Raw genomic sequence first — 25,922 nt, forward strand, 5'->3', positions numbered from 1 at the left:
ATGAGCACGGACGCGGCGGAGATCCCCGCCTACCGCTACACCGCCGAGCTGGCGAACCAGATCGAGGAGCGGTGGCAGCGGTACTGGGAGGACCACGGCACCTACTACGCGCCCAACCCCGTCGGCGCGCTCAAGGGTGACGTGCCCGCGGACAAGCTGTTCGTGCAGGACATGTTCCCGTACCCGAGCGGCGCCGGCCTGCACGTCGGCCACCCGCTGGGCTTCATCGGCACGGACGTCTTCGCGCGGTACCACCGCATGAACGGCCGCAACGTGCTGCACACCATGGGTTTCGACGCCTTCGGCCTGCCCGCCGAGCAGTACGCGGTGCAGACGGGTCAGCACCCGCGCAAGACCACCGAGGACAACATCAACACCTACCTGCGCCAGATCCGCAGGCTGGGGCTGGGTCACGACGAGCGCCGTCGCATCTCGACGATCGACCCCGAGTACTACAAGTGGACTCAGTGGATCTTCCTGCAGATCTTCAACTCCTGGTACGACGCCGACCTGAAGCGCGCTCGTCCGATCGCCGAGTTGATCTCGCAGTTCGAGTCTGGCGAGCGGGACGTTCCCGGCGGCCACACGTGGTCTGAGCTGTCTTTTGCCGACCAGCAAAGGATCTTGGGCGAATTCCGCCTGGCCTACATGTCGGAGGCGCCCGTCAACTGGTGTCCCGGACTGGGTACTGTGCTGGCGAACGAAGAGGTCACCGCGGACGGTCGCAGTGAACGTGGCAACTTCCCCGTGTTCAGGAAATCCCTGCGCCAGTGGATGATGCGCATCACCGCGTACTCGGACCGGCTGATCGACGACCTGGACCGGCTGGACTGGCCCGACAAGGTCAAAGCCATGCAGCGCAACTGGATCGGGCGCTCGCACGGTGCCCGAGTCCGATTTGCGGTGGGAAGCGAGAACATTGAGGTCTTCACGACCCGTCCGGACACGCTGTTCGGCGCGACCTACATGGTCCTGGCACCGGAACACGAGCTGGTGGACCAGATTGCGTCGCCCGATCGCGTGGCAGACATCGCCGCGTACCGGCGCGCAGCGTCCCTGAAGTCCGAACTGGACCGTCAGGAGAACAAGGAGAAGACCGGCGTCTTCATCGGGGCGTACGCCACGAACCCGGTGAACGGCAAGGAAATCCCCGTCTACATCGCCGACTACGTGCTGATGGGCTACGGCACCGGCGCGATCATGGCCGTCCCCGGCCAGGACCAGCGCGACTGGGACTTCGCGAAGAAGTTCGACCTGCCGATCATCCGCACGGTCCAGCCCTCGGAGGGCTTCGAGGGCGAGGCCTACACCGGCGACGGCCCTGCCGTGAACTCGGGCTTCCTGGACGGCATGGCCATCGACGAGGCCAAGAAGACGATCATCGCGTGGCTGGAGGAGCAGGGCCACGGCCGCGGCACCGTCCAGTTCAAGCTGCGCGACTGGCTGTTCAGCCGCCAGCGCTACTGGGGCGAGCCGTTCCCGGTCGTCTACGACGAGGCCGGCACCGCCATCGCGCTGCCCGAGTCGATGCTGCCGATCGAGCTGCCGGACGTCGACGACTACTCGCCGCGCACCTTCGACCCGGAGGACGCGGACACCGAGCCGTCGCCGCCGCTGTCGCGCGCCACCGAGTGGACGACCGTCGAGCTGGACCTGGGCGACGGCCTGAAGACCTACCGCCGCGACACGAACACCATGCCGAACTGGGCGGGTTCGTGCTGGTACCAGCTGCGCTACGTCGACCCGGTCGAGACCGAGCGGTTCGTCAACGCGGAGAACGAGAAGTACTGGCTGGGCCCGCGCACGGCGGAGCACGGCGCGAACGACCCGGGCGGCGTCGACCTGTACATCGGCGGCGTCGAGCACGCCGTCCTGCACCTGCTGTACTCGCGCTTCTGGCAGAAGGTCCTGTTCGACCTGGGCCACCTGTCCGGCGACGAGCCGTACCGCCGCCTGTTCAACCAGGGCTACATCCAGGCGTACGCCTACCGCGACGACCGCGGCACCCCCGTGCCCGCGGACGAGGTCGTCGAGGTGGACGGCAAGTACACCTACAACGGCGAAGTGGTCCACCGCGAGTACGGCAAGATGGGCAAGAGCCTGAAGAACGTCGTCACGCCCGACGAGATGTGCGAGCGCTACGGCGCAGACACCTTCAGGTTCTACGAGATGTCCATGGGCCCGATGGACGTCTCACGCCCGTGGGCGACCAAGGACGTCGTAGGCGCACAACGCTTCCTGCAGCGCCTGTGGCGCAACCTGGTCGACGAGACCGACGGCTCCCTGCGCGTCACCGACGAGGAGCCCTCGGCCGAAGCGCTGCGCCTGCTGCACAAGACGATCGCCGGCGTCCACGACGACTACGCCAACCTGCGCTACAACACGGCGGGCGCGAAGCTGATCGAGCTGAACAACTACGTCACCAAGCACTACGCCGCCGGCACGCCCCGCGCGCTGGCGGAGCCCCTGGTCCTGATGCTGGCGCCGCAGGCCCCGCACGTGGCCGAGGAGCTGTGGACGAAGCTGGGCAACGACGGCTCGCTGGCGCACGGCCCGTTCCCGAAGGCCGACGAGCAGTACCTGGTCGAGGACACGGTCGAGTACCCGATCCAGGTCAACGGCAAGGTCCGCTCGCGGGTCGTCGTGTCGGCGTCCGCGGCGCAGGACGAGATCAAGGCCGCGGCCCTGGCCGAGGAGAAGATCGCCGAGCTGGTCGCGGGTGGCGAGCCGCGCAAGGTGATCGTGGTGCCCGGCCGCCTGGTGAACATCGTTCTGTAGCGACGAGGAGGGCCGGCGCGGCTACGGCTGCGTCGGCCACGACTCGGGTGCCGGGCCGAACGCACGCCTGGCAGCCCGCACGGCGAGAGTGGCCATGGTGGCGTTCGCACCGCCACCGATCAGCGCGCCGATGCCGAACGGAACCGCCCGGCCGAGCACGATGATGCCCTGCCTGGTGCCGTACTTGGTGACGAAGTTCCTGCCCAGGACCTTGTTGATCTGCTTCAGGGTCGTCACGGGCACGGAGTTGACGAGCTGGCGGGCCCAGTGCTGTCCGGTGCGCTCGGCGACCTTGCCGATCGTCTTGGAGCTGCCCTCGCCGAGCAGGATCCCCAGCACGAGGGTGCGGCGGCGTTCGATCTCCTCGAGCGGGACGCCGTGGACCTCGGCGACCGAGAGCACGTACAAGGTGCTCAGCTCAAGCGAGGACAACGCCTCCCCCGCCGACAACGCCAGCGCGATCCCGGTACCGAAGCCGGGCGCGGCCGCGGCACCTCCCACCGCGGCTCCCGTGCTCGTCAGGGCACTGACGTACATCTTCTCGAGGGTGCCGATGACCTCTGCCGGCGTCGCCTCCGGGTTGCGCTGGCGGGCGCGGGCGATGTTCTTGCGCACCATCGACGTCTGCAGGCCGATGGCTTTGTCCACCAGGTCGAGGATGGCCTGGCCCGGTCCGCCCGACGACTCCGGTTCGTCGAGAGCGGCAGGGGGATCGGCAGGAGCTGCGGAGTTCTCGGCGTCGACCACGGGGCGTATGTCGTCGAACACCCGGTCCGCGCTACATCGGTGTCCAGTTTCAGCCGTTCTCCGCGAACCCGATGTCCGCCAGCATCTGGTCCAGCATGCTGTCGAACATCGGCTCCGGGTTGCTCACCGCGAACGGGAACCGCCCGAACACCTCCAGGGCCACGTGTCCGTACAGCCGCACCCACGACTGCACCACGTGGTAGATCTTCCCGAGGTTGAGCACCTCGTCCGCCAGCGTCACGCCGTGCTCCGCCACCGCGTCCCGCAGCACCTGCTGGAACCGCACCAGGTCCTCGTGCAACACGGCGGGCACCGGCTCGTCCACGTGGTTGGCGTCCTGGTTGGACGCGATCAGCGGCCCCGCCAGCTGCAGGAACACCGAGCCGAACTGGTCGGCCCCCAGCGGGTCCCGCGGGGAGGCGAACACCAGCGCGAACTCCTGCGGGTGGGCCAGTGCCCAGCGGCGGAAGGCGTGGCACACCGCGCGAACCTTGCACCCGACCTCGCCTGACGTGTCCGCGGCGAGGTCCGCGTAGAGGGCGGCGGCCATGTCCGCGCAGATGTCGTCGCAGAGCTGCCGCAGCAGGGCGTCGTGCGAGTCGTAGTAGCGGTACAGCGCGGGGGCGGTGATGCCTAGTTTGCGTGCGATCGCACGGAGGGTAACCGCATCTTGGCCGCTTTCGACCAAAAGGGCGCGGGCCGCCTGCCGAATCTCACGCTCGGTCTCGGCGCGGAGTCGTTCTCGGCGAGTGGCCTCGGTCATATGTCACTCCATCGGGTTGTAGACCCCGTCCACCGCCCCGTACGGTTTTAGTGAACGGTGTTTACAAGAGTTCACGGGATTTACAGCACGGTAACCCAGGAGGCCGTCGTCGATGTTCGCGAAGTGGGGCTCTATCGCATATCGCCGCCGGTGGGTGGTGTTGATCGCGACCGTACTGCTCGCGGTGCTCGGCGGCGTGTGGGGCATCGGCGTGTTCGACAAGCTCAGCCAGGGTGGCTACGAAGCTCCTTCCAGTGAGGCTGCGCGGGCCGACAAGGTAGCCGAGGAGGCGTTCGGGCGGCAGAACGGTGATGTGATCGTCATTTATCGTGGCGATTTCGCGAATCCGCTCGAGCTCAAGAAGATCGCCGACCACATCAGCGGCTTCCCGAAGGACGACGTGCTCAAGGCCGTCGGTCCCGTGCCGTCGGACGACAAGCAGCAGGCGCTCGTCGCCATCACGCTGACCAGCGGTGACTCGAACGAGCAGATCAAGCAGTTCCAGGACGTGGAGCCGCAGCTCGCGATCGACGGCTTCAGCCGGCAGGTCGGTGGGCTCGTGCCCACCCAGAAGGCCATCAACGACATGTCCCAGGAGGACCTGACGCGCGCGGAGATCTTCTCGCTGCCGCTGGTCCTGCTGCTGCTGGTGGTCATCTTCGGCGGACTGGTCGCGGCCAGCCTCCCGGTCGTCGTCGGCGGCCTCGCGATCATGGGCGCGCTCGGCGTGCTGCACGCCGTGGCCCTCTTCGCCGAGGTCAACTCGTTCGCCGTCAACGTCGCGTCGCTGCTCGGCCTCGGCATGGCGATCGACTACGGGCTGTTCATGGTCGGCCGGTTCCGCGAGGAGCTCGCGCAGGGACGGACGACCGAACAGGCCGTCGGACGCACGGTCGCGAGTGCGGGCCGCACCGTCGTGTTCAGCGCGACGCTGCTGGTCATCGCGCTGGCCGGGTTGCTGCTCTTCCCGCACGGCTTCCTGAAGTCCCTCGCGTACGGCGGTGTGGCGTCGGTCGCGATCGCGGCGCTGGTCTCGATCACGCTGCTGCCCGCGTTGCTGGGTGTGCTGGGCAAGCGGGTCGACAAGCTCGCGATGCCGTGGCGCAAGAAGGAGCCGAGCGAACGCGGCTGGCGCAAGCTCAGCGGCGCGGTCATGAAGCGCCCCGTGCTGATCGCCGTGCCGATCATCGGTGTGCTGATCGCGCTCGGGTCGCCGTTCCTCGGCGTGCAGTTCGGCCAGGTCACCGAGAAGGTCCTGCCCGAGGGCAACGCCGTGCGCGTGGCCACCGAGAACATCAACCAGAACTTCTCCGCGCTCTCCAACACCGGCTTCAAGGTCGTCGTCCAGGGCGGTGAGCAGGCCGCCGTCCAGGAGTTCCTGGGCAAGGTCGGCAACGTGCCCGGCGTCGGCGAGGTCCAGCCGACCGGCTCGGACAAGGGCGTCACGGCCGCGTCCGCCGGTCTGGAGAACGACGCGCTGAGCGAGGAGTCGAAGCAGGCGCTCAAGGACGTCCGCGCGCTCGAGCCCCCGGCCGGTGCCGAGGTGCTGATCGGCGGCAACACCGCGGTGGTCAGCGACTCGCTCGACGCCATCGCGGACGGCCTGCCGTTGATGATCACGCTGCTGGTCGGCGCGACGCTGGTCCTGATGTTCCTCGCGTTCGGCTCGGTCGTGCTGCCGATCAAGGCGGTGGTCATGAGCGCGCTGTCGCTGTCGGCGACGTTCGGCGTGCTGGTGTGGGTGTTCCAGGACGGCCACGGCGCCGACTGGCTCGGCGTCACGCCGGGGCCGCTCGAGTCCGGCATCGTCGTGCTGATGGCGGCCATCGTGTTCGGTCTGTCGACGGACTACGAGGTCTTCCTGCTGTCCCGCATGGTCGAGGCCCGCGGCCAGGGCGCGACGACGGAGGAGGCGGTGACCACCGGGCTCGCCAAGACCGGCCGCGTGATCACCTCGGCCGCGCTGCTGCTGATCGTGGTGACGGGCGCGTTCGCGTTCTCGCAGGTCGCGATGATGCGGTTCGTCGGCGTCGGCATGATCCTCGCGCTGGCGCTCGACGCCACCGTGGTCCGCATGCTGCTCGTGCCGGCCGTGCTCAAGCTCCTCGGCAACGCCGCGTGGTGGTCACCCGGCCCGCTCAAGAAGATCCAGGAACGCCTCGCGCTTCACGACGAGCCGGTGGACGACCTGGACGACTTCGACGACGAGGTGCGCAAGCCGGTCCCGGTCGGCTGAGGCGGGAAGGCGACCACGGCCGCGTCGAACGGACGCGGCCTCGCCTCCTGCAGCTCACCCGTCTTCATCCGGTACGTGGTGAGCACCGCGTTCGTGCTGTCCAGCACCGTCGTCGTCGCGCCGGTCGCGAGGAAAACCCTCGTGTCACCCGGCGCGATGGCGACGCTCGGCGAGTCGATGGACAGACGTTCGCGCACGGTCATGGTCACCGCGTCGACCACCACGACCGAACGCTCCTTCGGCAGCGTCAGGTAGAGCGTGGCGCCGTCCGGGGTGACGGCGATGCTGCCCGCTCCCCTGCCGACCTCCACCGCGCCGACGACCTGGTTCGTGGTCGTGTCGATCACCGACAACGTGCCGGGCGTGGTGCTCCCGAGCCGCAGGCCGCTCACGTAGAGCCGCTTGCCGTCCGGGGAGAGCGCGAGGTGCTGCGGCAGTCCGCCGACCTGCACCGTCGACGTCTGGAACGCCGTGGCCGTGTCGATCAGACCGACCGTGCCGTCCTGCGAGTTCGCGACGTAGAGGACCTTGTTGTCCGGGTGGACCGCGAGGCCCTGCGGCTGCCCGCCGGCCTTGACCACCGCGACCAGCTGGAAGTTCTCCGGGTTCACCACCGCGACGCCACCGCTCGCCGAGACGTAGAGCCGCTGACCGTCCGGGCGCATCGCCGCGTGCGAGAGCTGGACCTGCGTGAACAGCCTGTCGACGATCTCGCCGGTGGACGGGTCGACCGCGGTGATCGCGCCCGTCCACCCGTTGACCACGTAGAGGCGCCGTCCGTCGGGGGACACCGCGACGCCCGTCACGCGCCCGCCGGTGTCGGCCTGCACGAGAACGGCACCGTTGCGGGTGTCCACGACCTGCACGAGACCGGTCTTCCCCACCACGTACGCAAGCGGTGAAACCGATGCGGAGGAAGTGGTCGTGTAGTCGTGTCCCTGGTGGACACCCGTCGCCGCGAAGGCCGCTGAGAGCGCTAGAACCGCGGCCACGAGGCGTGGCTTTGCCATACGGCCGATGGGAACACTTCCGGGTGCTTTCGATCCACTTCAGTCACTCGGTCGAGGGAAATCTTTGCCTGGACGTAGTAAGACCGCGGTCCGGTCACGGGTTCCTCGCCGACGACACCAGCTTGGCGTACCGGGTGCCCGCGGTGAGCAGGACCAGACCTGCACCGAGGAACGCCAGCACGCGGGCGATGCCGTCGAGCGCGGAGAGGTCGAACAGCACCAGCTTCAGCACCGCGGCGGCCACCAGGACGAGGCCGGAGATCCGCAGCGCCTTGTTGTTGATCCCCTTGACCAGCAGGAACAACGCGGCGATCGTCCACGACACGGTGACCACCGAGTGTCCGAAGAGGAACCCGGTCTCGTCCGGCGACACGAGCAGCGCCGCGCACAGCACCACACCGGCCGCGCCGTAGAGCATCACGAGCGCGGACACGATCCACGGGAACGGGTGCCTCGCCGGCTCGCGCAGCACCTGCATCTTCAGCGCGGCCCACGGCAGCACGGCCGCGAAGACGGCCAGCACGATCGCCGTCACCAGACCGGCCGCGTAGTCGCCCGGCGTGACGTCGGCGAAGAACCGCGGTTCCTCGACCAGCCAGGTGATCGGCACGGCCAGGCCGATCGCCATGAAGAAACCGACGAGCCCGAACGCGATCGAGCCGACGAGTGCGCTCTTCTTGTTCAGCCGGGCCGCGAGGAACGCGAGCAGCACCGCCTCGGCCAGCACGATCGCCGTGCGGACGTTGCCGTCGAGCGCGATCACCGTGGTCTGGAACAACGCGAGCATGCCCGTCGCACCGGCCGCCGTCGTGAACGCACGCGGCAGGTCCGGCACCATCCAGATGGCCAGCAGCACCGCGGCGACCGCACCGGCGAGGACCGAGTTGACCGGGTCGGACAGCAGCGTCGTCGCGAACAACGACGGCAACGCCGAACCCGCCACCAACGCGATGGCGACGACGTCGTCGGGACGCTTGCGGATCGTCAGGAACGCCACGGCGATGCCGACGACGGTCGTGGCCGCCGCGATGCCCACGACGGTCCACTCGAACGAGCGCGGAATCGCGTTCGCGGTGGTGAGCAGCGAGGCGAGGATCGGCGGGAACCCACCGGCGATCGCGAGACCGGGCCAGTTCCGCCTGAGCTGGACGGGGGTGCTGGCGAGCTTCAGGACCAGCAGGAACGCCACCAGCAGCGCCGAGAAGCCCTCGGTGATGATCGGCGCGCAGAACGCGCACGCCGCGACGACGGCGACCGCCAGCGCCTGCGACTCCCACTTCAGGGCGAGCACGACACCGGAGGCCGCGACCCCGAGCCCGAGCACGAGCCCCACGCCTTCCGGCAGGTAGTGGTAGAGGCTCGTGGCGGCGATGACGTCCAGGTAGAGCCCGGCGAAACCGGTGAACACGAGCGCCATCGCCCCGGTCCGGCCGGCGGGGTTGCGGTGCAGGCGCATGCCGATGCCGACCATCGCGGCACTGACCACGGCACCGCCGAGGACGCGCGGCAACGGACCGAGCCAGCCGCGCTGCACGGCGAGGACCAGCAGCAGGACGAACCCGAGCACGGTGATCGCGCCGCCGACCCAGGCCAGCAGCTTGGCGCCGGCGCCGTCCTTGCCGAGCTTCTCGAAGAGGGTTTCGCGCGGGGGCTGCGGGGCCCACGGCTGCTGCTGCTGCTGCTGCTGGGGCCACCGCTGGCCGGGCGGAGGCGGCGGGAACTGGGCGCCGGGCGGGGGCGGCTGGTGACCGGGGACCTGCTGGCCGGGCACCTGCTGACCGGCGGGAGTCGGCGGCAGCTGGGCGGACGCGGCGGCCTGCGACGACCAAGGGTTCGGCGGCTGCGGCACGCCCGTGACCTGCGGCGGAACCCCGACAGGCGGCTGGTGCGGAACCCCGGCAGGCGGCTGGTGCGGAACCCCAGCAGGTGCCTGCTGCGGCAGGCCGACGGGCGGCTGCTGCGGCACCCCCGCGGGCGGCGTCGGGACGGTCGTGGCAGGCGGCTGTGCCGCTTCGGGTGCCTCGGCCACTGCCACCGAGGCGGAGTGCTCGCGCATCTCCGAGCTGATCGTCGAGAGCCGCTGCCCGATAGCGGCGAGCTCCAGGGCGAGGCGCTGCTCGTACCCGAGGCGATCCTGTCCGTCCATGTGATCAGAGTGAGGCAGCGCACGCCCGGTGACATCCGTACACCTACTCATCCGCTTGACTAGATCCATGTGTAATCGATTAACTACTGCTCCGTGACGACCATGAAGGACGTCGCGCAGCACGCGGGCGTGTCGACGGCCACCGTGTCGCGCGTGCTCAACGGCCATGCCGCGCCGACGCCCGAGACCCGTGAACGGGTGCTCGCCGCGATCGAGGAGCTCGGCTACCGGCCCAACGCGCTGGCGCGGTCCCTGCGCACCACCAGCACCCAGACCCTCGGTCTGGTCATCAGCGATCTGCTGAACCCGTTCTTCGCCGAGATCGCCCGGGCGGTCGAGGACGAAGCCCGGTCACACGGCTACTGCGTCGTGATCGGAAACGCCGACGAGAGCGCCGAGCAGGAGGCCACCTACGTGCGCACCCTGCTCGACCGCCGGGTGGACGGCCTCCTGCTGTGCCCCGCGACCGACGACCCGAGTCTGGTTCGCGAAGTGAGCGCAGGCGGCGTGCCCGTCGTCCTGCTGGACCGGACGGTCAAGGGCGCCACATGCCCCGTCGTCCGGGCCGATGGCAGCGAGGCGTTGACCGCGCTCGCCCGGCGGCTCGTCGGCGCCGGCCACACCCGCATCGGAGTGATCGCGGGTCCGCCGAACACCTCCACCGGAAGAGAGCGGACCGACGTGCTCACGGGGTCGCTCGGCGGCCTCGCGCAGGTCGTGCACGGCGACTTCCGGCAGGAGAGCGGCAGTCAGGCCGCCGCGAAGCTCCTCGACGGCGGCGCCACGGCACTCGTCGCGATGGACAACCTGATGGGGCTGGGCGCGCTCGGCGAGATCCGGGCCCGCGGCCTGCAGATCCCGAACGACGTCGCGCTCGCGGTGTTCGACGACCAGCCGTGGTTCCCGCTGCTCGACCCGCCGATCACGGTCGTCGCGCAGCCGACCGTCGAGATGGGCAGGGCCGCCGCCCGCAGCCTGCTCGCCCTGATCAACGGCCAGCAGCCCGACGACGTCCGCCTGACCGCGAAGCTCGTGCTGCGCGGCTCGCTCGGGGAGGCCGAGCTGTGAACGCCCTGATCACCGCCCGCGGGATCACCAAGCACTTCGGCGCCACCAAGGCGTTGGACGGCGTGGACCTCGACATCAACGCGGGTGAGGTCCACGTCCTGCTCGGCGAGAACGGCGCGGGCAAGTCCACGCTGGTCAAGGTCCTCGCGGGCATCCACGGCCACGACGCCGGCACGATCGAGGGCCGCGCCAGCCTCGCCGTCATCCACCAGGAACTGGCGCTGGTACCCGAACTGTCCGTCGCCGAGAACCTGTTCCTCAACCGCCTCCCCCGCAGGTTCGGCTTCGTCGACCGCGCCGAGATGCGCCGCAGGGCACCGGAACTGCTCCGGAAAGTCGGCCTGAACGTCGACCCGGACGCCAAGGTCAAGGACCTCGGCATCGCCCAGCAGCAGATGATCGAGATCGCCCGCGCGCTCGACAAGGACACGAGCGTGCTGATCCTCGACGAGCCGACCGCGGTCCTCACCGACACCGAGACCGACCGGCTGCTCGAGATCATGGCCCAGCTGCGCGACAACCGCGTCGGGCTCGTCTTCATCACCCACCACCTCGACGAGATCCAGCGCGTCGCCGACCGCATCACGGTCCTGCGCGACGGGCGCAGCGTCGGCGTCCTCGGCCCGAGGGCCACCACCCAGCACATGATCGAGCTGATGGTCGGCCGCCCGATCGACGAGCAGTACCCGCGCGCCCGGCAGCGTCCGGGCGCACCGCTGCTCCACATCCAGGGCCTGACCAGGCGCGGGGTGTTCGAGGACGTCACCATCGAGGTCCACGCGGGTGAGGTCGTCGGCATCGCCGGACTGGTCGGCGCGGGCCGCACGGAGGTCGCGCGCGCCGCGTTCGGCGTGGACGGCTACGACCACGGCACGGTCGCCGTCGACGGGAAGCCGTTGCCGCGCCACAACGTCCAGGCCGCGATCAAGGCGGGTCTCGGGCTCGTCCCCGAGGACCGCAAGGGCCAGGGCCTGGTCCTGACGGCGACCGTCGGCCAGAACCTCGAGCTCGTCACGCTCGACGACCGCGACGAGAAACGGCTCCACGACATCGCGGGCAAGCTCCGCATCAAGGGCCGCGTCGAGCAGCCGGTGAAGGAGCTCTCGGGCGGCAACCAGCAGAAGGTCGTCATCGGCAAGTGGCTGCTGGCAGACCCGAAGGTGCTGATCCTCGACGAACCGACCCGGGGCGTCGACGTCGGCGCCAAGGTCGAGATCTACGAGCTGATCAACCGCATGACCGCGCAGGGCCGGGCCGTGCTGCTCGTGTCCAGCGACCTGCCCGAGGTGATCGGGATGAGCGACCGGGTCGTCGTCATGGCACACGGCCGCGTGGCCGGTGAGCTGCCCAAGGGCGCGACCCAAGACCAGGTGATGGCACTCGCCGTGCAGGAGATTCCAGCGTGAGCACGATCAGCATTCGCAAGTACGCCAGCGAGAACGGCGCCCTCGCGGGGCTTCTGGTCCTCGCGCTGGTCATCGCCCTGATGCAGCCCGCGTTCCTCAACGCGCAGAACCTGCTCAACGTCGGCGTGCAGGCCGCGGTCATCGCGATCATGGCGTTCGGCATGACGTTCGTGGTGGTCGCGGGCGGCATCGACCTGAGCGTCGGCAGCATCGCCGCGCTGGCCGCGATGGTCGGCGCGCTCACCGCCGGACCGGTCGGGCTCCTCGTGGGTGCGTTGTGCGGTCTGGTCAACGGCGCGCTGATCAGCTACGGCAAGCTGCCGCCGTTCATCGCGACCCTGGCCATGCTCAGCGTCGCCCGCGGTCTCACGCTGGTGTTCTCCGAGGGGCAGCCGCACGAGACGGACGAGCTGGTCACGTTCCTCGGCTCGAACCTCGCGCCCAGCCTCCCGTTGCCCTTGCTGCTGATGCTCGCGTTCTTCGGCGTCACGGGCCTGATCCTCACGCGCACCAACCTCGGCCGCCGCATGTACGCGATCGGCGGCAACGAGGAGGCCGCGAAGCTCAGCGGCATCGACGTGCGCCGCAACAAGCTCTGGATCTACGCGCTCTCCGGCCTGTTCGCCGCCGCCGCGGGCCTCGTGCTCGCGGGACGGCTCGGGTCCGCCGGTCCGCAGGCCGCGGCCGGTTACGAACTCGACGCCATCGCCGCCGTGGTCATCGGTGGTGCGTCGCTGTCCGGTGGCGTCGGCCGCGCCACCGGGACGTTGGTCGGCGCACTCGTGCTCGCCGTCCTGCGCAACGGCCTCAACCTGCTGCAGGTGCCGCCGTTCTGGCAGCAGGTCGTCATCGGCGTGGTGATCGCTCTCGCCGCGCTGCTCGACTCACTTCGCCGTCGCTGAGAAAACCCGCAACAGGTAAGGAACACACCAATGAAGGTGACCCGACGGATCGCGTTGACGCTCGGTGCCGCTGCTCTCGTGGCGACCGGCTGCAGCGGGACTGGGGCGTCCGGAGACATCACCATCGGCCTCGCGGTGTCCACTTTGAACAACCCGTTCTTCGTGGAACTGCAGCAGGGCGCGCAGGAGATGGCGGACCGGCTCGGTGCCAAGCTCACCGTGGTCGACGCGCAGAACGACGCGACGAACCAGGTCAACCAGGTGCAGACGCTGGTGACGCAGGGCGTGAAGGCGATCATCCTGAACCCGGTCGACTCCAAGCAGTCCGCGCCCGCCGCGAAGGCCGCCGAGACGGCGAACATCCCGCTGATCTCGGTCGACCGCGCGGTCGAGGGCGGCAAGGTCGCGGCCGAGGTCGCGTCCAACAACGTCTCGGGCGGCAGCCTCGCGGCCATCGAGCTCGGCCGCGCCACCTCCGGCGACGTCGCGCACCTCAAGGGCATCCCGGGCGCGTCGGCGTCCCGTGACCGCGGTCAGGGCTTCGAGCAGGGCCTGAACAGCGGCAACATCAAGGTCGTCGCCACGGCCGTCGCGGACTTCGACCGCGCCAAGGGCCTCAACGAGACCACGAACCTGTTGCAGGGCAACCCCGGCATCAAGGGCATCTTCGCCGAGAACGACGAGATGGCGCTCGGCGCGATCAAGGCCCTCGGCGCCCGTGCCGGCAAGGACGTGCAGGTCGTCGGCTTCGACGGCACGCCGGACGGCCTGAAGGCGATCCAGGACGGCACGCTCGCGGCGACCGTCGCGCAGCAGCCGAAGCTCCTCGGCTCCAAGGCCGTCGAGCAGGCCGTGCACGCGGCCAAGGGCGAGTCCGTCCAGCAGGTCGTGGACGTCGAGGTCAAGGTCATCACGGCGAAGAACGTGGCAGAGTTCGTCAAGTGACACAGACTCTGCTCGTTCTCGGGTCCGCCAACGCCGACCTCGTGGTCGAGGTCGGCAGGCGGCCCGGCGGCGGTGAGACCGTGCTCGGCGGCGACACCGTCGTGCTGCCCGGCGGCAAGGGCGCGAACACCGCCGTGGCCGCCGCCCGCGTCGGAGCGTCCGTCGCGCTGGTCGGAGCCCTGGGTGACGACGGGTACGGCTCGCTGCTGCGCGAGTCCCTGGAGTCGTCCGGCGTCGACACGGCGCTGGTGAAGACCTCCGCGCGCCCGACCGGGATCGCGTACATCACCGTCACCCCGGACGGCGAGAACTCCATCGTCGTCTCGCCCGGCGCCAACTCCGACGTGGCACCGTCCGATGTGGACGGCCTGGCGTTCGAGGGCGCACGGGTGCTGACGTGCTCGCTGGAGGTGCCGCTGGAGACGGTGGTCCACGCGATCGGTGCCGCCTCGCAGGCCGGTGTGCGAACCGTGCTGAACCTGTCCCCGGTCGCCGACCTGCCCGCGGAGACGTTGCGGCAGCTCACGGTCCTGGTCGTGAACGAGCACGAGGCCGCGCAACTCGCCCGGGACTGGACCGGCCTGCTCGCCCTCGGCCCCGCCTCGGCCGTCGTCACGCTCGGCTCGCGCGGTGTCGCCGTGGTCGAGCGGTCCGGTGTCGTCGAGGTGCCCGCGGTCGAGGTCGCCGAGGTCGTGGACACGACCGGCGCCGGTGACGCGTTCGCCGGAGCGCTGTCCGCCCGGCTCGCCGACGGCGACGACCTGGTCCGGGCCGCGGAGTACGCCGTGAAGGTCGCCGCCCTGTCCGTCACGAAGGCGGGCGCGCAGCCGTCCTACCCGACGGCCGAAGAGATCGGCTAGGACCGCACCGCCGCGCGGTCGTCGAACAGGTCCTCGTCCGGCAGCGCGTACGCCTCGGCGTCCGGCTCGCTGCCCGGCAACGGCCCGGCCGGCATCTCCGGCTGGACGGGCGGCGCGGCGACCTGCGTGAACGGGATCCCGCGTGGTGCCCTGGACTTCTTCGAGGACGCGCCGACGACCACGTCACCCCTCGGGTTGCCGACGACGAGGTTGCGGAACACCACGTTCTTCGGGCTGGACGTGATGCTCATGCCCACCCCGAACGCGCCGTCCGCCCGCGCGGGCGACAGCGCCTCGTCGTTGTCGGAGACCAGGTTGCCGGCGATCGTGACCTGGTCCTGCCGTTCGGCGCGCGACAGCAGACCGACCCGGTTGCCGCTGAACCTGTTGCCCAGCACGAACATCCCGCCGGACGCGTTCGCGCCCTCGTACCCGACGGCGTTGCGTTCGGCGACGTTGCCGCGCACGACGACGTCGCACGGCCTGCAGTGGCCCACGTAGATGCCGGCGGTCGCACTGCCGCTCGTGTAGCTCTGCTCGATCACGCCGCGCTGCGCGTCGAACGCGTGGATGCCGAACAACGCGTTGTTGCTCGCCGTCACGTACGAGACGCGGAAGTCCCGTTGCGCGGAGATCAGCACGCCGTTGGACGTGTGGTTTCGGACCGTCAGGTTCTGCACGGACACCTCCGGCGCCGCGACCACGATCCCGTTGGCGCGCTCGGTCTCGCCGTCGATGATCACGCTGCCGCGCCGGGCGCCCCTGATCGTCAGACCCCTGGTTTTAACGTGCACCGTCTCCTCGTAGACACCTGGAGCGACGACGATGGTCGCGCCTTCGCCTGCTGCGTCGACGGCTTGCTGGATGGTGCGCGCTTCCGCCGGGACGGAGATCTCGGGACCGAGGTCCGGTCGGGCCGCCGCGCATCCGGCGGCCAGGAGCGTTGCGGCGAGGACGTACGGGAGGCGCACGGCTGGTCACGGTACTGCTCCGAACGGCCTACTCCACGCGCGGGCGTTCCATTGGGCACACTGAACTGTCCTGGGTGTACGGTCGGAGGGTATGGTCTAGACCATGTCGAGCACGCGGCTCAGCGGTGTCGGTGTCAGCAGCGGCCGGGCGACCGGTCCCGTGGTGAGGGTCGCGGAGGCCCTTCCCGAACCTCCCGCGGGTCCCCGACCCGCGGACACAGCGGCCGAGGCCGCGCGCATCCGCCCGGCGACGGAGGTCGTGGCGCAGCGCCTGATGGAGCGCGCGAAGACGGTCGAGGGCGACGCGCGCTCCGTTCTCGAGACCACGGCGGCGATGGCGGGCGACCCGTCGCTCATCAAGTCCGCCGAGAAGCTCGTGTCCGACGAGTCCCTGCCCGCGGCCCGCGCCGTCCACCAGGCCGCCGCGAAGTTCATCTCCGCGCTGCAGGCCGCCGGTGGGTACATGGCCGAACGCGCCCGCGACGTCCAGGACGTGCGCGACCGCGTGGTGGCCGAACTCCTCGGCCTGGCCGCGCCCGGCGTCCCCGACCTGACCTCCCCGTCCGTGCTGGTGGCCCGCGACCTCGCGCCCGCCGACACCGCGGGCCTCGACCCGTCGAAGGTCCTCGCCCTGGTCACGGAGGAGGGCGGCCCCACCTCGCACACCGCGATCCTCGCCCGTTCGCTCGGCATCCCGGCCGTAGTCGCGTGCCGCGGCATCCTGGCGTTCGAAGGCACCTCTCTCGACGTCGACGGCGACACCGGCCAGATCCGCGAGTCCGACGGCAAGGTCCGCGCTGCCGGCACCGGCCAGAAGGCCCAGTGGAACGGCGTCGGCGCGCTCAAGGACGGCCACCGCGTCAAGGTCCTCGGCAACGTCGGCTCCCCGGCCGACGCGGCAGCCGCTGCCGCCGCGGGTGCGGAGGGCGTCGGCCTCTTCCGCACGGAGTTCTGCTTCCTGGACGCGGCGGAGGAACCGACCGTTGCTGAACAGACTGCTGCTTATGAAGCGGTGCTGGCGCCGTTTGCGGGCAAACCCGTTGTGGTGCGCACCCTCGACGCGGGCGCGGACAAGCCGCTGGCGTTTCTGAACCCGGACCCCGAGCCCAACCCGGCCCTGGGCGTCCGCGGCCTGCGCGTCGCCTTCGACCGCCCCGAGGTCCTCGACCGCCAGCTCGAAGCCATCGCCGCCGCGGCGGCGTCCTCGAGTGCCGAGGTCTCGGTCATGGCCCCGATGGTCGCTACCGCCGCCGAAGCCGCCTGGTTCGTCGAACGGGCCCGCGCCGCCGGCATCCAGCGCGCCGGCGTCATGGTCGAGGTCCCGTCCGCCGCCTTGTCGGCCCGCGAGATCCTGCAGGTCGTCGACTTCATCTCCATCGGCACCAACGACCTGGCGCAGTACGTCTTCGCGGCCGACCGCCAGCTCGGCGGGGTCGCGGCGCTGAACGACCCGTGGCAGCCGGCGCTCCTGCGCCTCATCGCCCTGGTCGGCGAGGCGGCCACCGCCACCGGCAAGCCCGTCGGCGTGTGCGGCGAGGCAGCGGCCGATCCGTTGCTCGCGTGCGTGCTCATCGGCCTGGGCATCACGTCGTTGTCCATGAACCACACGGCACTCACGGGCGTCGGCGCCAAGCTGGCGACCACCAGCGTGGACATCTGCCAGCTCGCCGCCCGCGGCGCACTGGCGGCGGGCGACCCGGCCTCGGCCAAGCTCGCGGCCCGCGCCCCGCACTAGGGGCCTCACCCGATCGTGTGATCAACGCGGGGGCCCGGCCCCCGCGTTGTGGTCGCATGACTCGGTTCATCACCAAGAACGGCAAGGTCATCCCGCTGGACGGCGGGGGTGGCGGCAAGAAGGGCACCGGCGTCGTCGTGGCGGGAGCCCTGGCGCTGGCCGTCGCCGCGGGGACGGGTGGCATCACGACGGGCGGCTTCGGCGCGACCGAGGTGGGATCGGGCGGCTCGTCGTTGCGGCTGGGCCCGCGCAAGGCCGAAGGCCAGAAGGCGGCCCGCAAGGGTGACACCGAGGGCGCGTGGCAGCGCCTCGGCATGAGACAGCTGAGACGCACCGCCCGTCAGCAGGCCGAATGCGTCTCGGTGTCGTTCGGCGAGATCCGCGAGTTCTTCCTGCGCACTCGGTGCACCTCACTGGAACGCGTGCTGTTCGCGGTGGCCGACGGCGCAGGCAACACGGCGGTGATCTCCGTCGTCTGGGTCGGCCTCGCCACCGACGGCGACGCCCGCAGGTTCGAGTCCGTCATGACCAGGCACGGCAGCGGCGACATCCACCCGCTCGGCAGCCACCTGCTCGACCTGGCCGAGATCCGGTTCACCGGCCTGCGCTACGGCAGCGACCGCGAGGGCCGGACCGTGACCGTCGCGGAGGCCGAGACGGCGAGCGGCCAGGTCGACCACGACACCCTGGACGCCCTCGCCGAGGTCGCCGCTCACCTCCCCCGCGTCTAGCCGACCGCCGTCACGCGGATCTCGATCCGCATCTTCGGGTGCCCGAGCGCGGTGACCCCGCTCTCCGTCCAGATCGGCGCCCGCTCGCCCATCCGCTCGCGGAACTGCGCGACCATCACCCGGTTGTGGTCGTCGAACGTGTCGCTGCCGAGCAAGTGGTACGAGTTCACGTGCACGACGTCGGTCCACGACGCACCCGCCGTCGCGAGGGTGCGCTCGACGTTGTCGAAGGCGCGCACGATCTCGTCCTCGAGCGACTCGGGGAACTCGAACTCGTCGCTCCACCCGCCCTGACCCGAGATCTCGACCCGGTCGCCGATGCGCACGGCCTGGCTGTAGCGCATGTTCTCCAGCTGCGTCTCGCCGTATCCCGGGGTGGCGAAGAACTCCGGCTTGCTCACGATTGCCTCCAATGACTTCACGCTTGAAGTCAACCGTACATGACTTCAAGCATGAAGTAATCCGCTAGGGCCGGAGCTCGTCCAGCACCGCCCTGATCAGCGGGTGGTCCTCCGACCCCTGCCGCACCGCCGCCACCACCCGGCGCAGGGGCGCCACGCCCGCCACGGCCCGCCGCACGGCCTTCACCCCGCTGACCGCGTTGCGCGGCGCCAACGCCACCCCGGCGCCCGCCGCGACCAGCGCCTCGATCGCGCGGAAGTCGTCTGACGTGTGCCGGATGCGCGGCGTGAACCCGGCCTGCGCGCACGCCATCTCCACCACGTCGCGCAACGGGTTGCCGGGCAGCGTGACGACCCAGTCCTCGTCGGCCAGCGACGCCAGGTCCACCGGCCCGGACGCCTCGCGCCCCGGCGGCAGCACGACGTCGAACGGCTCGGTGTACAGCGGGAACCGGGTGAAGCGCTCGGTCGTGCGGTGCTCCTCGGTGATCGCCACGTCGATCTCGCCGTCGAGCAGCAGCCGCACGCTCTCGTGACCCTCGGCGTCGCGCACGGACAGTTCGATCGACCGTTCCTTCAACGCCGCCAACGCCGGCGCCACCACCTGCGTGATCGCCGACGCGAACGCCGCCACCGCCACCCGGCCCGCCGTGCCGGAGGCGAGAGCGTCCAAAGTGGCCTGTGCGCGTTCCAGTTCCGCGGCGACGACGTGGGCGTGGGTCACCAACAACGACCCGGCCGGCGTCAGCGACACGCGACGGCCTTTGCGCACCAACAGCGGGTGTCCCGCCTCGGACTCCAGTGCCGCGAGCTGCTGTGACACCGCCGACGGCGTGAGGTGCAGCGCGGCGGCCGCGGCCGTCACCGTGCCGTGGTCGGCCAGCGCGCGCAAGACGCGGAGCCGTCGTGGGTCGATCACCGCTCAATGATGGGGGATTCCACCTTGCCGTTCACGGGGACGCCCAGCGGCAGGACCGGCTCGACGTTCGTCTTCTCCAGCAGGAGGTACTGCTCCTCCGAGATCGGCGTGTTCACGGGAAGGCCGTGCTGGGACGAGGTGAGGACGTTCCGCTTCAGGACCGGCTTGCCGGTGCCGGGGTTGATGACGAACCAGGTCTCGACGCCGCTGAACTGGAACTGCGGCGGTGCGGGGATCGCCACCCCGACGCCCTCCCCGCCGCTGGGCAGGCGCACGTGGTCGAGGTACCGCGCCCCGTCGAGCGACTTGAGCAGCTCGAACCCTCCCCGCCGCTGGTCGTCGCGCACGTTCGCGATCATCACCGCCATGACCAGGTCCGCGAGCTCGTAGGCGCCCTTCTCCTCGGGCTGCAACTTCGCCCTCATGCCCGCCGGGTCCGCCGGCAGGTCGTCGAACGACTCCAGCCGCTCCCAGTAGGCCGACGTCAGCGAGAGCCCGCTGACGTAGGACTCCTGCACCGCCGGCGCCATCGGACCGATGCGCACCGACCGGCTGCCGCCGAGCTGGGGCACGACCTCCGGCCGGCCCGCCGCCTCCCACGCGGCGTCGTCGTCCCGCGCGTACGGCTTGACCTCGCCGTCCTTCTGCACCACCGCGATCTCGCGGTTCCCGGCCTGCCACTGGTCGGTCTTGGAGCCGAACCGCACGACGTAAGGCTTCGCCGGCTCCCCGACGACCATCAACGACGTCTGCTGCCGCAACACCCGCCACCACGGGGCTGGCGCAGCAGGCTGCACGGGCTGAGGGGGCGCAGGCAGCGCCACCACCACAAGGGTGATCACGGCAGCGACGACAGCCAACGGTGCGAACCGCCGCACGAACTGCTTCCGAACCGGCCTCTCCCGCGGCAACGCGATGATCCGCGCGAGGTCGCGTTCCATCCGGGCGGCGTCGACCTCCGGAACAGGCGGCCTGGCCTCGGCCAGGTTCTTCAGGACGTCTTCCATGACTCCCTCGCGCTGTCGAATTTCGGAGTCCACAGAGCGGCCTGCAACCGCCGCCGAGCCCGGTGCAGCCGCACGAAGAACGTCGCCGTCGTGCACCCGAGCACCTGCGCCGCCTCGGCCGCCGCCAGCCCGTGCCACGCGATCAGCGTGAGGACCTCCTGGTCGGCCTCCGACAGGCTCGACAACGCCGCCCGCAGCTCGATCACCGCGAAGTCGTCGTCGGCCGGGAAGTCAGTGAGCTCGTAGGTCGTCGTCTGGCGGTGGGCGGCGCGCACCAGGTTGCGGGCGATCCCGAGCAGCCACGGGAGTGCGTTCGACGGCATCTGACCGGACTTGCGCCACGCGATCGTGAAGGTCTCGCTGGTGATGTCCTCCGCGAGCCTCGGCCCCGCATGGCAGGCGGCGTACGCGAGCACCCGCGGGTAGCACTCGCGGTAGACGGCCGAGAAGTCCTCCACGACAGGAAGTGCGGTGGCCGGGCCGATTCTTACTGTGTGGTGACGCGCGTCACATCACGGAGGAACGCCGACCAGGCCTCGGCGGACACCGGCAGGTGGGTGGCCGGCGCCTTGCTGTCCCGGATGCCGACACCCCGGCCGACCTCGACGCAGTCGCTGGAGTTGGGGCTGTAGGAGCTCTTGCGCCAGGTCGACATGCGTCTCCTCAGGTCAGGATGCCGGTGATCAGCTGCCTCGATTCTTCCGGATTCAGAGCTTGATCGTCGAGCCGCTTCACCACTGATGCGTAGACGGCGAGTGAGGCCGGGTCTTCGAGGAAAAGACCGGAGTTCTCGCCCTCCAGGAAGACCACGGGCTCGAACTTCTCGTAGCCGAGGCGGATGAATGATCCGGAAACACCGGCGTGGGCTCCGATCGCGGCCGGCACGATTCGCACGGTGATGTAAGAACGCTGCGCCATCCCCAGGAGGTGGATGTATTGGTCTTTCATCACGTCCGGTCCACCCACCGGGAGGCGGAGAGCGTATTCGTGGATGTAGAAGACGAACGTGCGGCTCCAGTGGAAGAGCTTGTGGCGTTCGAGCTTCGCGGCGATGACTTCTTCGTAGTCGACCGCCTCCGGGCGAACCACTCCACCGATGGCCGCACGCATGTAGTCGGTGGTCTGGAGGTGACCCGGGACGAGGAGCGAAGACCAGACGGTGATCTCGTTGGCCAGGCGTTCCTGCTCCAGGAGTGCGGGTACCCGGTCATCGGGGAACTTGAGGTACCCGCGCACCCGAGTCTCGCGGTACAGGGCGAGCAGGTGCCGGGTCACGTCCGGCTTGACGCGGCAGTAGCCGAGCAGCTGCATCACTTCGGCTTCGGTCACGCCGCCTTTGCCGCGGACCATGTCGGACAGCTTCGCTTCGTCCCAGCCGAGTTCTTCAGCGATCTTGCGGTGGGTCAGCCCGGTCTGCTCGATGATCCGCCGAACAGCGTCACCGAACTCGCGTCCCACCACACTGGACTTTCGTCGTGGCATGCCGACGAAAGTAGAAGCAGAACCGGTACCGGCTCCATTGTTTCCTTCCGAATGTGCCTGAAGGAAGTAGTTCTTGGAGCCGGTACAAGTCCTACCTTTACATCTTCTCCCGTGCGGCGATGAACGCGTCGACGGCGCGGTTAACGTCCTCGGTGGTGTGTGAAGCCGACATCTGCGTGCGAATTCGCGCCTTGCCGTGCGGCACGACCGGGTACGAGAACCCGATCACGTAGACGCCCTGCTCCAGCAACAGGTCCGCGAGGCGCGCCGCCTCCGCCGCGTCGCCGATCATCACGGGGATGATCGGGTGCTCGCCCGGCAGGAGGTCGAAGCCGGCCTCGGTCATCCGCCGGCGGAACAGCTCGGTGTTCGACCGCAGCTGGGTGAGCAGCTCCGTGGACGACGACAGCATGTCCAGCGTGGCGATCGCGGCAGCGGTGATCGACGGCGCGAGCGAGTTCGAGAAGAGGTACGGGCGCGAGCGCTGGCGCAGCAGTTCGACGATCTCCTTGCGGCCGGACGTGTAGCCGCCGGACGCGCCGCCCAGGGCCTTGCCGAGGGTGCCGGTGACGATGTCGACGCGGTCCTGCACGCCGAAGAGCTCCGGGGTGCCGCGGCCGGTCGGGCCGGTGAAGCCGACGGCGTGCGAGTCGTCGACCATGACCAGGGCGTTGTAGCGCTCGGCCAGGTCGCAGATCTCGTCGAGCGGCGCGAGGTAGCCGTCCATCGAGAAGACGCCGTCGGTCGCGATGAGGCGGTAGCGGGCGTCGGAGGCGTCCTTGAGCTGGCGCTCCAGGTCGTCCATGTCGCGGTTCTTGTAGCGGAACCGGCGAGCCTTCGACAGGCGCACGCCGTCGATGATCGAGGCGTGGTTCAGCTCGTCGGAGATGATCGCGTCCTCGGCGCCGAGCAGCGTCTCGAACAGGCCGCCGTTGGCGTCGAAGCAGGAGCTGTAGAGGATCGTGTCCTCGGTGCCGAGGAACTCGCTGAGCTTGCGCTCCAGTTCCTTGTGCGGCTCCTGGGTGCCGCAGATGAACCGCACCGAGGCCATGCCGAAGCCCCAGTCGTCGAGGGCCTTCTTGGCGGCCTCGATGAGCTGCGGGTGGTCGGCGAGGCCGAGGTAGTTGTTGGCGCAGAAGTTCAGCACCTCGTCACCGGAACCGACCCTGACGGCGGCGTTCTGCGGGGTGGCGATGACGCGTTCGGACTTGTAGAGCCCGGCCTCCCTGATCTCCCCGATGGTCTTGAGGAGGTCGTTCTTGAGCTCGCCGTACATCAGGCTCCCGTCCAGTCGAGGATGACCTTGCCGCACTTGCCTTCGCGCGCGGTCGCAAACGCTTCTGCGTGCTGCGTGTGGTCGTACCGGTGGGTGATCACCGGCGCGAGGTCGAGGCCGCGCTGCAGCAGCACGGTCATCGAGTACCAGGTCTCGAACATCTCGCGGCCGTAGATCCCCTTGATGTGCAGCATCTTCAGCACGACGCTGCTCCAGTCGACGGAGAACTCGTCCGCGGGCAGCCCGAGCATGGCGATGCGGCCGCCGTGGGCCATGTTCGCGATCATGTCGCGCATCGCGACGGGCTTGCCGGACATCTCCATGCCGACGTCGAAGCCCTCGGCCATGCCGAGCTCGGCCTGGGCGTCCGCGATGGTCATCTGGGAGACGTTCACGGCGAGGTCTACGCCGACCTTGCGGGCGAGGTCCAGGCGGTGCTCGGAGATGTCGGTGATGACGACGTTGCGCGCGCCCGCGTGCTTGGCGACGGCGGCGGCCATGATGCCGATGGGGCCGGCGCCGGTGATGATCACGTCCTCGCCGATGACGGGGAAGCTCAGCGCGGTGTGCACGGCGTTGCCGAACGGGTCGAAGATCGCGGCCACGTCCAGGTCGACGGGCGTGCGGTGCACCCAGGCGTTCTGCTCGGGCAGCACGACGTACTGCGCGAACGCGCCGTTGGAGTGCACGCCGAGACCGCGCGTGTTCGCGCAGAGGTGGCGCCGGCCGGCCTTGCAGTTGCGGCAGGTCCCGCAGACGAGGTGGCCCTCGCCGCTGACCAGGTCACCTGTTTTGACGCCGGTGACGGAGGCGCCGACCTCGACGACCTCGCCGACGAACTCGTGCCCGAGGACCAGCGGCGCCTTGATGTTGGTCGCGGCCCAGTCGTCCCACGAGTCGATGTGCAGATCGGTGCCGCAGATGCCGGTGCGCAGCACCCTGACCAGCACGTCCGTCGGACCCGGTGTCGGGTCGGGGACGTCGGTCAGTTCGAGTCCAGGCCCAGCGGCGACCTTGACGAGAGCCTTCATGCGGGAAGTCTCACCCTTTGCTGCTTGTGCAGTCCATCAGGACTTTCTGAAGTTGTTGTGCAGTTCAGCTTCATTGGCGATGTTGCGCACCATGCCGCCGAACACGATGCCGTGGAAGGGGTAGACGGCCGCCCAGTAGAGGTGGCCGGCGAGCCCTTTGGGCACGAACACGGCACGTTGGCGGTAAGTGGACCCGTGTCCCTCGTTCGCCGCCACTCGAAGCTCCAACCAGGCCTTCCCGGGCACCTTCATCTCGGCGCGCAACCGCAGCAGCGAGCCCCGTTCGATCTCCTCCACGCGCCACCAGTCGAGGGCCTCGCCGACGTTCAACCGGTGCGGGTCCCGCCGCCCGCGCCGCAGCCCGACACCGCCCGCGAGCCGGTCCATCCACCCGCGCACCGCCCATGCCAGCGGGAACGAGTACCAGCCGCGTTCGCCGCCGATACCCTCGACGACCTCCCACAGCCGTTCCGGGCTCGCGGTCGTCCGCCGCTCCCGTTCGTCGACGTAGACCGACCCGCCGGACCAGTCGGGGTCGCTCGGCAACGGCTCGCTGGGCGCCCCCGGCAGCGATGCCCCCGACCAGCGCGTCTCCACGTCGGCGTCGCGGACCTTGTCGAGCGCGAGCTCCACGGCCTTGTCGTAGCCGATGTTCTCGCCCGGCAGCAGCGTCTCGATGTCGTTCTCGCGGCACACCACCTCGTGCACCAGCGACTCGATCAACGGCCTCGCGATCGACTTCGGCACGGGCGTGACCACGTTGACCCAGTGCGACGACAGGCCCGGCGTCAGCACGGGCACGGGCAGCACGCGGCGCCTCGGCAGGCCCGCGACCTCGGCGTACCGCAGCATCATCTGCAGGTACGTCAGCACGTCCGGGCCGCCGATGTCGAACGTGCGGTTCTGGTTCTCCAACGTCGTGGCGTCTACCAGGTAGCGCAGCACGTCCCGCACGGCGATCGGCTGGATCCGGTTGTGCACCCAGCGCGGCGTCACCATGACCGGCAGCCGTTCGGTGAGGTAGCGCAGCATCTCGAAGCTCGCCGAGCCCGAACCGATGATCACCGCGGCCTGCAGCACGACGGCCTGGACCGGTGACCGCAGGAAGACGTCGCCGACCTCCTTGCGCGAGGCCAGGTGCGGCGACAGCTCGGTGCCCTCGGGGTGCAGCCCACCGAGGTAGACGATCCGCCGCACGCCGGCGCGTTCGGCAGCGCGAGCGGTGTTCTCGGCGGCCTTGCGGTCGGCGTCGGCGAAGTCCTTGTCGTGCAGCGAGTGCACGAGGTAGTGCACGACCTCGATGTCGCGCATGGCCTCGTCGAGGTCACCGAGCACGTCTCCGCGCACGATCTCGACGTCGGCCGCCCACGGGACGTCGCGCAGCTTCTCAGGGGAACGCACGAGGCAGCGGACCTCGTGCCCTTCGGCCAGCAGCCGGGGCACGAGACGTCCGCCGAGGTACCCGGTCGCGCCGGTCACGAGACAACGCATGCCTCGATCCTGCGGCT

23 protein-coding genes are annotated in these 25,922 nt (G+C 69.8%); 9 read left to right on the forward strand and 14 right to left on the reverse strand.

Annotation, left to right across the window (positions count from 1 at the left end):
• On the forward strand, nt 1–2,778 hold the full coding sequence (gene leuS / locus BMY74_RS42030) for a leucine--tRNA ligase (RefSeq protein ID WP_089927419.1): 2,778 nt from the start codon (nt 1–3) through the stop codon (nt 2,776–2,778).
• 21 nt (nt 2,779–2,799) lie between these two features.
• Here the strand turns inward: leuS and BMY74_RS42035 are convergent, their stop codons facing one another.
• Nucleotides 2,800–3,546: a hypothetical protein gene (locus BMY74_RS42035; RefSeq protein ID WP_218159944.1), complete on the reverse strand. Its 747-nt coding sequence runs from the start codon at nt 3,544–3,546 to the stop codon at nt 2,800–2,802.
• 28 nt (nt 3,547–3,574) lie between these two features.
• The gene (locus tag BMY74_RS42040) at nt 3,575–4,288 is read right to left on the reverse strand and encodes a TetR/AcrR family transcriptional regulator (RefSeq protein ID WP_089927422.1); all 714 of its coding nucleotides are present in this window, start codon (nt 4,286–4,288) and stop codon (nt 3,575–3,577) included.
• Between the two features lie 157 nt (nt 4,289–4,445).
• Between BMY74_RS42040 and BMY74_RS42045 the strand changes: the two genes are divergently transcribed.
• The gene (locus tag BMY74_RS42045) at nt 4,446–6,524 is read left to right on the forward strand and encodes an MMPL family transporter (RefSeq protein ID WP_245786703.1); all 2,079 of its coding nucleotides are present in this window, start codon (nt 4,446–4,448) and stop codon (nt 6,522–6,524) included.
• Here BMY74_RS42045 and BMY74_RS42050 read toward each other — a convergent pair.
• Together BMY74_RS42050 and BMY74_RS42055 are read right to left on the reverse strand one after the other, a co-directional pair.
• Entirely contained in the window at nt 6,455–7,534 is a 1,080-nt protein-coding gene (locus BMY74_RS42050; protein WP_089927427.1) for a YVTN family beta-propeller repeat protein, read from the reverse strand. The two genes, BMY74_RS42045 and BMY74_RS42050, sit on opposite strands and share 70 nt — an antisense overlap.
• A gap of 94 nt (nt 7,535–7,628) precedes the next feature.
• Nucleotides 7,629–9,680, reverse strand: a complete 2,052-nt coding sequence (locus BMY74_RS42055; protein WP_089927430.1) for a DUF2339 domain-containing protein — start codon at nt 9,678–9,680, stop codon at nt 7,629–7,631.
• A gap of 102 nt (nt 9,681–9,782) precedes the next feature.
• Between BMY74_RS42055 and BMY74_RS42060 the strand changes: the two genes are divergently transcribed.
• Genes BMY74_RS42060 through BMY74_RS42080 form a run of 5 tightly spaced genes read left to right on the forward strand, consistent with a single transcriptional unit; the run spans nt 9,783 to nt 14,861 of the window.
• A complete protein-coding gene (locus tag BMY74_RS42060) occupies nt 9,783–10,748 on the forward strand; it encodes a LacI family DNA-binding transcriptional regulator (protein WP_245786704.1) in 966 nt (321 codons plus the stop codon).
• Nucleotides 10,745–12,154: a sugar ABC transporter ATP-binding protein gene (locus BMY74_RS42065; RefSeq protein WP_089927435.1), complete on the forward strand. Its 1,410-nt coding sequence runs from the start codon at nt 10,745–10,747 to the stop codon at nt 12,152–12,154. The genes BMY74_RS42060 and BMY74_RS42065 overlap by 4 nt, the downstream gene beginning before the upstream one ends.
• Complete coding sequence (locus BMY74_RS42070; RefSeq protein WP_245786698.1) at nt 12,151–13,056, forward strand: ABC transporter permease; 906 nt, start codon at nt 12,151–12,153, stop codon at nt 13,054–13,056. Before BMY74_RS42065 ends, BMY74_RS42070 begins: the two co-directional genes overlap by 4 nt.
• A gap of 30 nt (nt 13,057–13,086) precedes the next feature.
• Nucleotides 13,087–14,001: a substrate-binding domain-containing protein gene (locus BMY74_RS42075; RefSeq protein WP_089927439.1), complete on the forward strand. Its 915-nt coding sequence runs from the start codon at nt 13,087–13,089 to the stop codon at nt 13,999–14,001.
• The gene (locus BMY74_RS42080; RefSeq protein ID WP_089927442.1) at nt 13,998–14,861 is read left to right on the forward strand and encodes a ribokinase; all 864 of its coding nucleotides are present in this window, start codon (nt 13,998–14,000) and stop codon (nt 14,859–14,861) included. The genes BMY74_RS42075 and BMY74_RS42080 overlap by 4 nt, the downstream gene beginning before the upstream one ends.
• Here BMY74_RS42080 and BMY74_RS42085 read toward each other — a convergent pair.
• Nucleotides 14,858–15,832, reverse strand: coding sequence for a right-handed parallel beta-helix repeat-containing protein (locus tag BMY74_RS42085; RefSeq protein ID WP_089927445.1), 975 nt, complete (start codon nt 15,830–15,832; stop codon nt 14,858–14,860). The two genes, BMY74_RS42080 and BMY74_RS42085, sit on opposite strands and share 4 nt — an antisense overlap.
• Before the next feature lie 103 nt (nt 15,833–15,935).
• Here BMY74_RS42085 and ptsP point away from each other — a divergent pair, with 103 nt between their 5' ends.
• Both ptsP and BMY74_RS42095 read left to right on the forward strand, forming a co-directional pair.
• A complete protein-coding gene (gene ptsP, locus BMY74_RS42090; protein ID WP_089927449.1) occupies nt 15,936–17,567 on the forward strand; it encodes a phosphoenolpyruvate--protein phosphotransferase in 1,632 nt (543 codons plus the stop codon).
• 56 nt (nt 17,568–17,623) lie between these two features.
• Nucleotides 17,624–18,298: a hypothetical protein gene (locus BMY74_RS42095; RefSeq protein ID WP_089927451.1), complete on the forward strand. Its 675-nt coding sequence runs from the start codon at nt 17,624–17,626 to the stop codon at nt 18,296–18,298.
• Here the strand turns inward: BMY74_RS42095 and BMY74_RS42100 are convergent.
• The 9 genes from BMY74_RS42100 to BMY74_RS42140 form a co-directional block, all read right to left on the reverse strand.
• Nucleotides 18,295–18,699, reverse strand: a complete 405-nt coding sequence (locus BMY74_RS42100) for a Rid family hydrolase (RefSeq protein WP_218159945.1) — start codon at nt 18,697–18,699, stop codon at nt 18,295–18,297. The two genes, BMY74_RS42095 and BMY74_RS42100, sit on opposite strands and share 4 nt — an antisense overlap.
• 64 nt (nt 18,700–18,763) lie before the next feature.
• Nucleotides 18,764–19,618 (reverse strand): LysR family transcriptional regulator, encoded by an 855-nt coding sequence (locus tag BMY74_RS42105; protein ID WP_089927454.1) that lies wholly within the window; start codon nt 19,616–19,618, stop codon nt 18,764–18,766.
• Nucleotides 19,615–20,625 (reverse strand): hypothetical protein, encoded by a 1,011-nt coding sequence (locus tag BMY74_RS42110; protein WP_089927456.1) that lies wholly within the window; start codon nt 20,623–20,625, stop codon nt 19,615–19,617. The genes BMY74_RS42105 and BMY74_RS42110 overlap by 4 nt, the downstream gene beginning before the upstream one ends.
• On the reverse strand, nt 20,610–21,083 hold the full coding sequence (locus tag BMY74_RS42115) for an RNA polymerase sigma factor (protein ID WP_089927459.1): 474 nt from the start codon (nt 21,081–21,083) through the stop codon (nt 20,610–20,612). Before BMY74_RS42115 ends, BMY74_RS42110 begins: the two co-directional genes overlap by 16 nt.
• A gap of 29 nt (nt 21,084–21,112) precedes the next feature.
• Nucleotides 21,113–21,280, reverse strand: coding sequence for a DUF397 domain-containing protein (locus BMY74_RS42120; protein WP_089927464.1), 168 nt, complete (start codon nt 21,278–21,280; stop codon nt 21,113–21,115).
• 8 nt (nt 21,281–21,288) lie between these two features.
• Nucleotides 21,289–22,083 (reverse strand): helix-turn-helix domain-containing protein, encoded by a 795-nt coding sequence (locus BMY74_RS42125; protein WP_177230210.1) that lies wholly within the window; start codon nt 22,081–22,083, stop codon nt 21,289–21,291.
• Nucleotides 22,084–22,204: 121 nt separating this feature from the next.
• Nucleotides 22,205–23,383, reverse strand: a complete 1,179-nt coding sequence (locus BMY74_RS42130; RefSeq protein ID WP_089927473.1) for a glycine C-acetyltransferase — start codon at nt 23,381–23,383, stop codon at nt 22,205–22,207.
• On the reverse strand, nt 23,383–24,414 hold the full coding sequence (tdh, locus tag BMY74_RS42135; protein ID WP_089927476.1) for an L-threonine 3-dehydrogenase: 1,032 nt from the start codon (nt 24,412–24,414) through the stop codon (nt 23,383–23,385). Before tdh ends, BMY74_RS42130 begins: the two co-directional genes overlap by 1 nt.
• Before the next feature lie 36 nt (nt 24,415–24,450).
• Nucleotides 24,451–25,905, reverse strand: coding sequence for an SDR family oxidoreductase (locus BMY74_RS42140; RefSeq protein ID WP_089927478.1), 1,455 nt, complete (start codon nt 25,903–25,905; stop codon nt 24,451–24,453).
• Nucleotides 25,906–25,922 lie beyond the last annotated feature (17 nt).

This window comes from Lentzea albida, assembly GCF_900111005.1.
Lineage (GTDB): Bacteria > Actinomycetota > Actinomycetes > Mycobacteriales > Pseudonocardiaceae > Lentzea > Lentzea albida.

Bases quoted from the DNA above. Each gene is read 5' to 3' on its own strand.
- BMY74_RS42075 (WP_089927439.1), top strand. From the start codon at position 13,087: ATGAAGGTGACCCGACGGATCGCGTTGACGCTCGGTGCCGCTGCTCTC.
- BMY74_RS42110 (WP_089927456.1), bottom strand. From the start codon at position 20,625: ATGGAAGACGTCCTGAAGAACCTGGCCGAGGCCAGGCCGCCTGTTCCG.
- BMY74_RS42050 (WP_089927427.1), bottom strand. From the start codon at position 7,534: ATGGCAAAGCCACGCCTCGTGGCCGCGGTTCTAGCGCTCTCAGCGGCC.
- BMY74_RS42060 (WP_245786704.1), top strand. From the start codon at position 9,783: ATGAAGGACGTCGCGCAGCACGCGGGCGTGTCGACGGCCACCGTGTCG.
- BMY74_RS42040 (WP_089927422.1), bottom strand. From the start codon at position 4,288: ATGACCGAGGCCACTCGCCGAGAACGACTCCGCGCCGAGACCGAGCGT.
- BMY74_RS42130 (WP_089927473.1), bottom strand. From the start codon at position 23,383: ATGTACGGCGAGCTCAAGAACGACCTCCTCAAGACCATCGGGGAGATC.
- tdh (WP_089927476.1), bottom strand. From the start codon at position 24,414: ATGAAGGCTCTCGTCAAGGTCGCCGCTGGGCCTGGACTCGAACTGACC.
- BMY74_RS42140 (WP_089927478.1), bottom strand. From the start codon at position 25,905: ATGCGTTGTCTCGTGACCGGCGCGACCGGGTACCTCGGCGGACGTCTC.
- BMY74_RS42095 (WP_089927451.1), top strand. From the start codon at position 17,624: ATGACTCGGTTCATCACCAAGAACGGCAAGGTCATCCCGCTGGACGGC.
- ptsP (WP_089927449.1), top strand. From the start codon at position 15,936: ATGTCGAGCACGCGGCTCAGCGGTGTCGGTGTCAGCAGCGGCCGGGCG.
- leuS (WP_089927419.1), top strand. From the start codon at position 1: ATGAGCACGGACGCGGCGGAGATCCCCGCCTACCGCTACACCGCCGAG.
- BMY74_RS42055 (WP_089927430.1), bottom strand. From the start codon at position 9,680: ATGGACGGACAGGATCGCCTCGGGTACGAGCAGCGCCTCGCCCTGGAG.
- BMY74_RS42120 (WP_089927464.1), bottom strand. From the start codon at position 21,280: ATGTCGACCTGGCGCAAGAGCTCCTACAGCCCCAACTCCAGCGACTGC.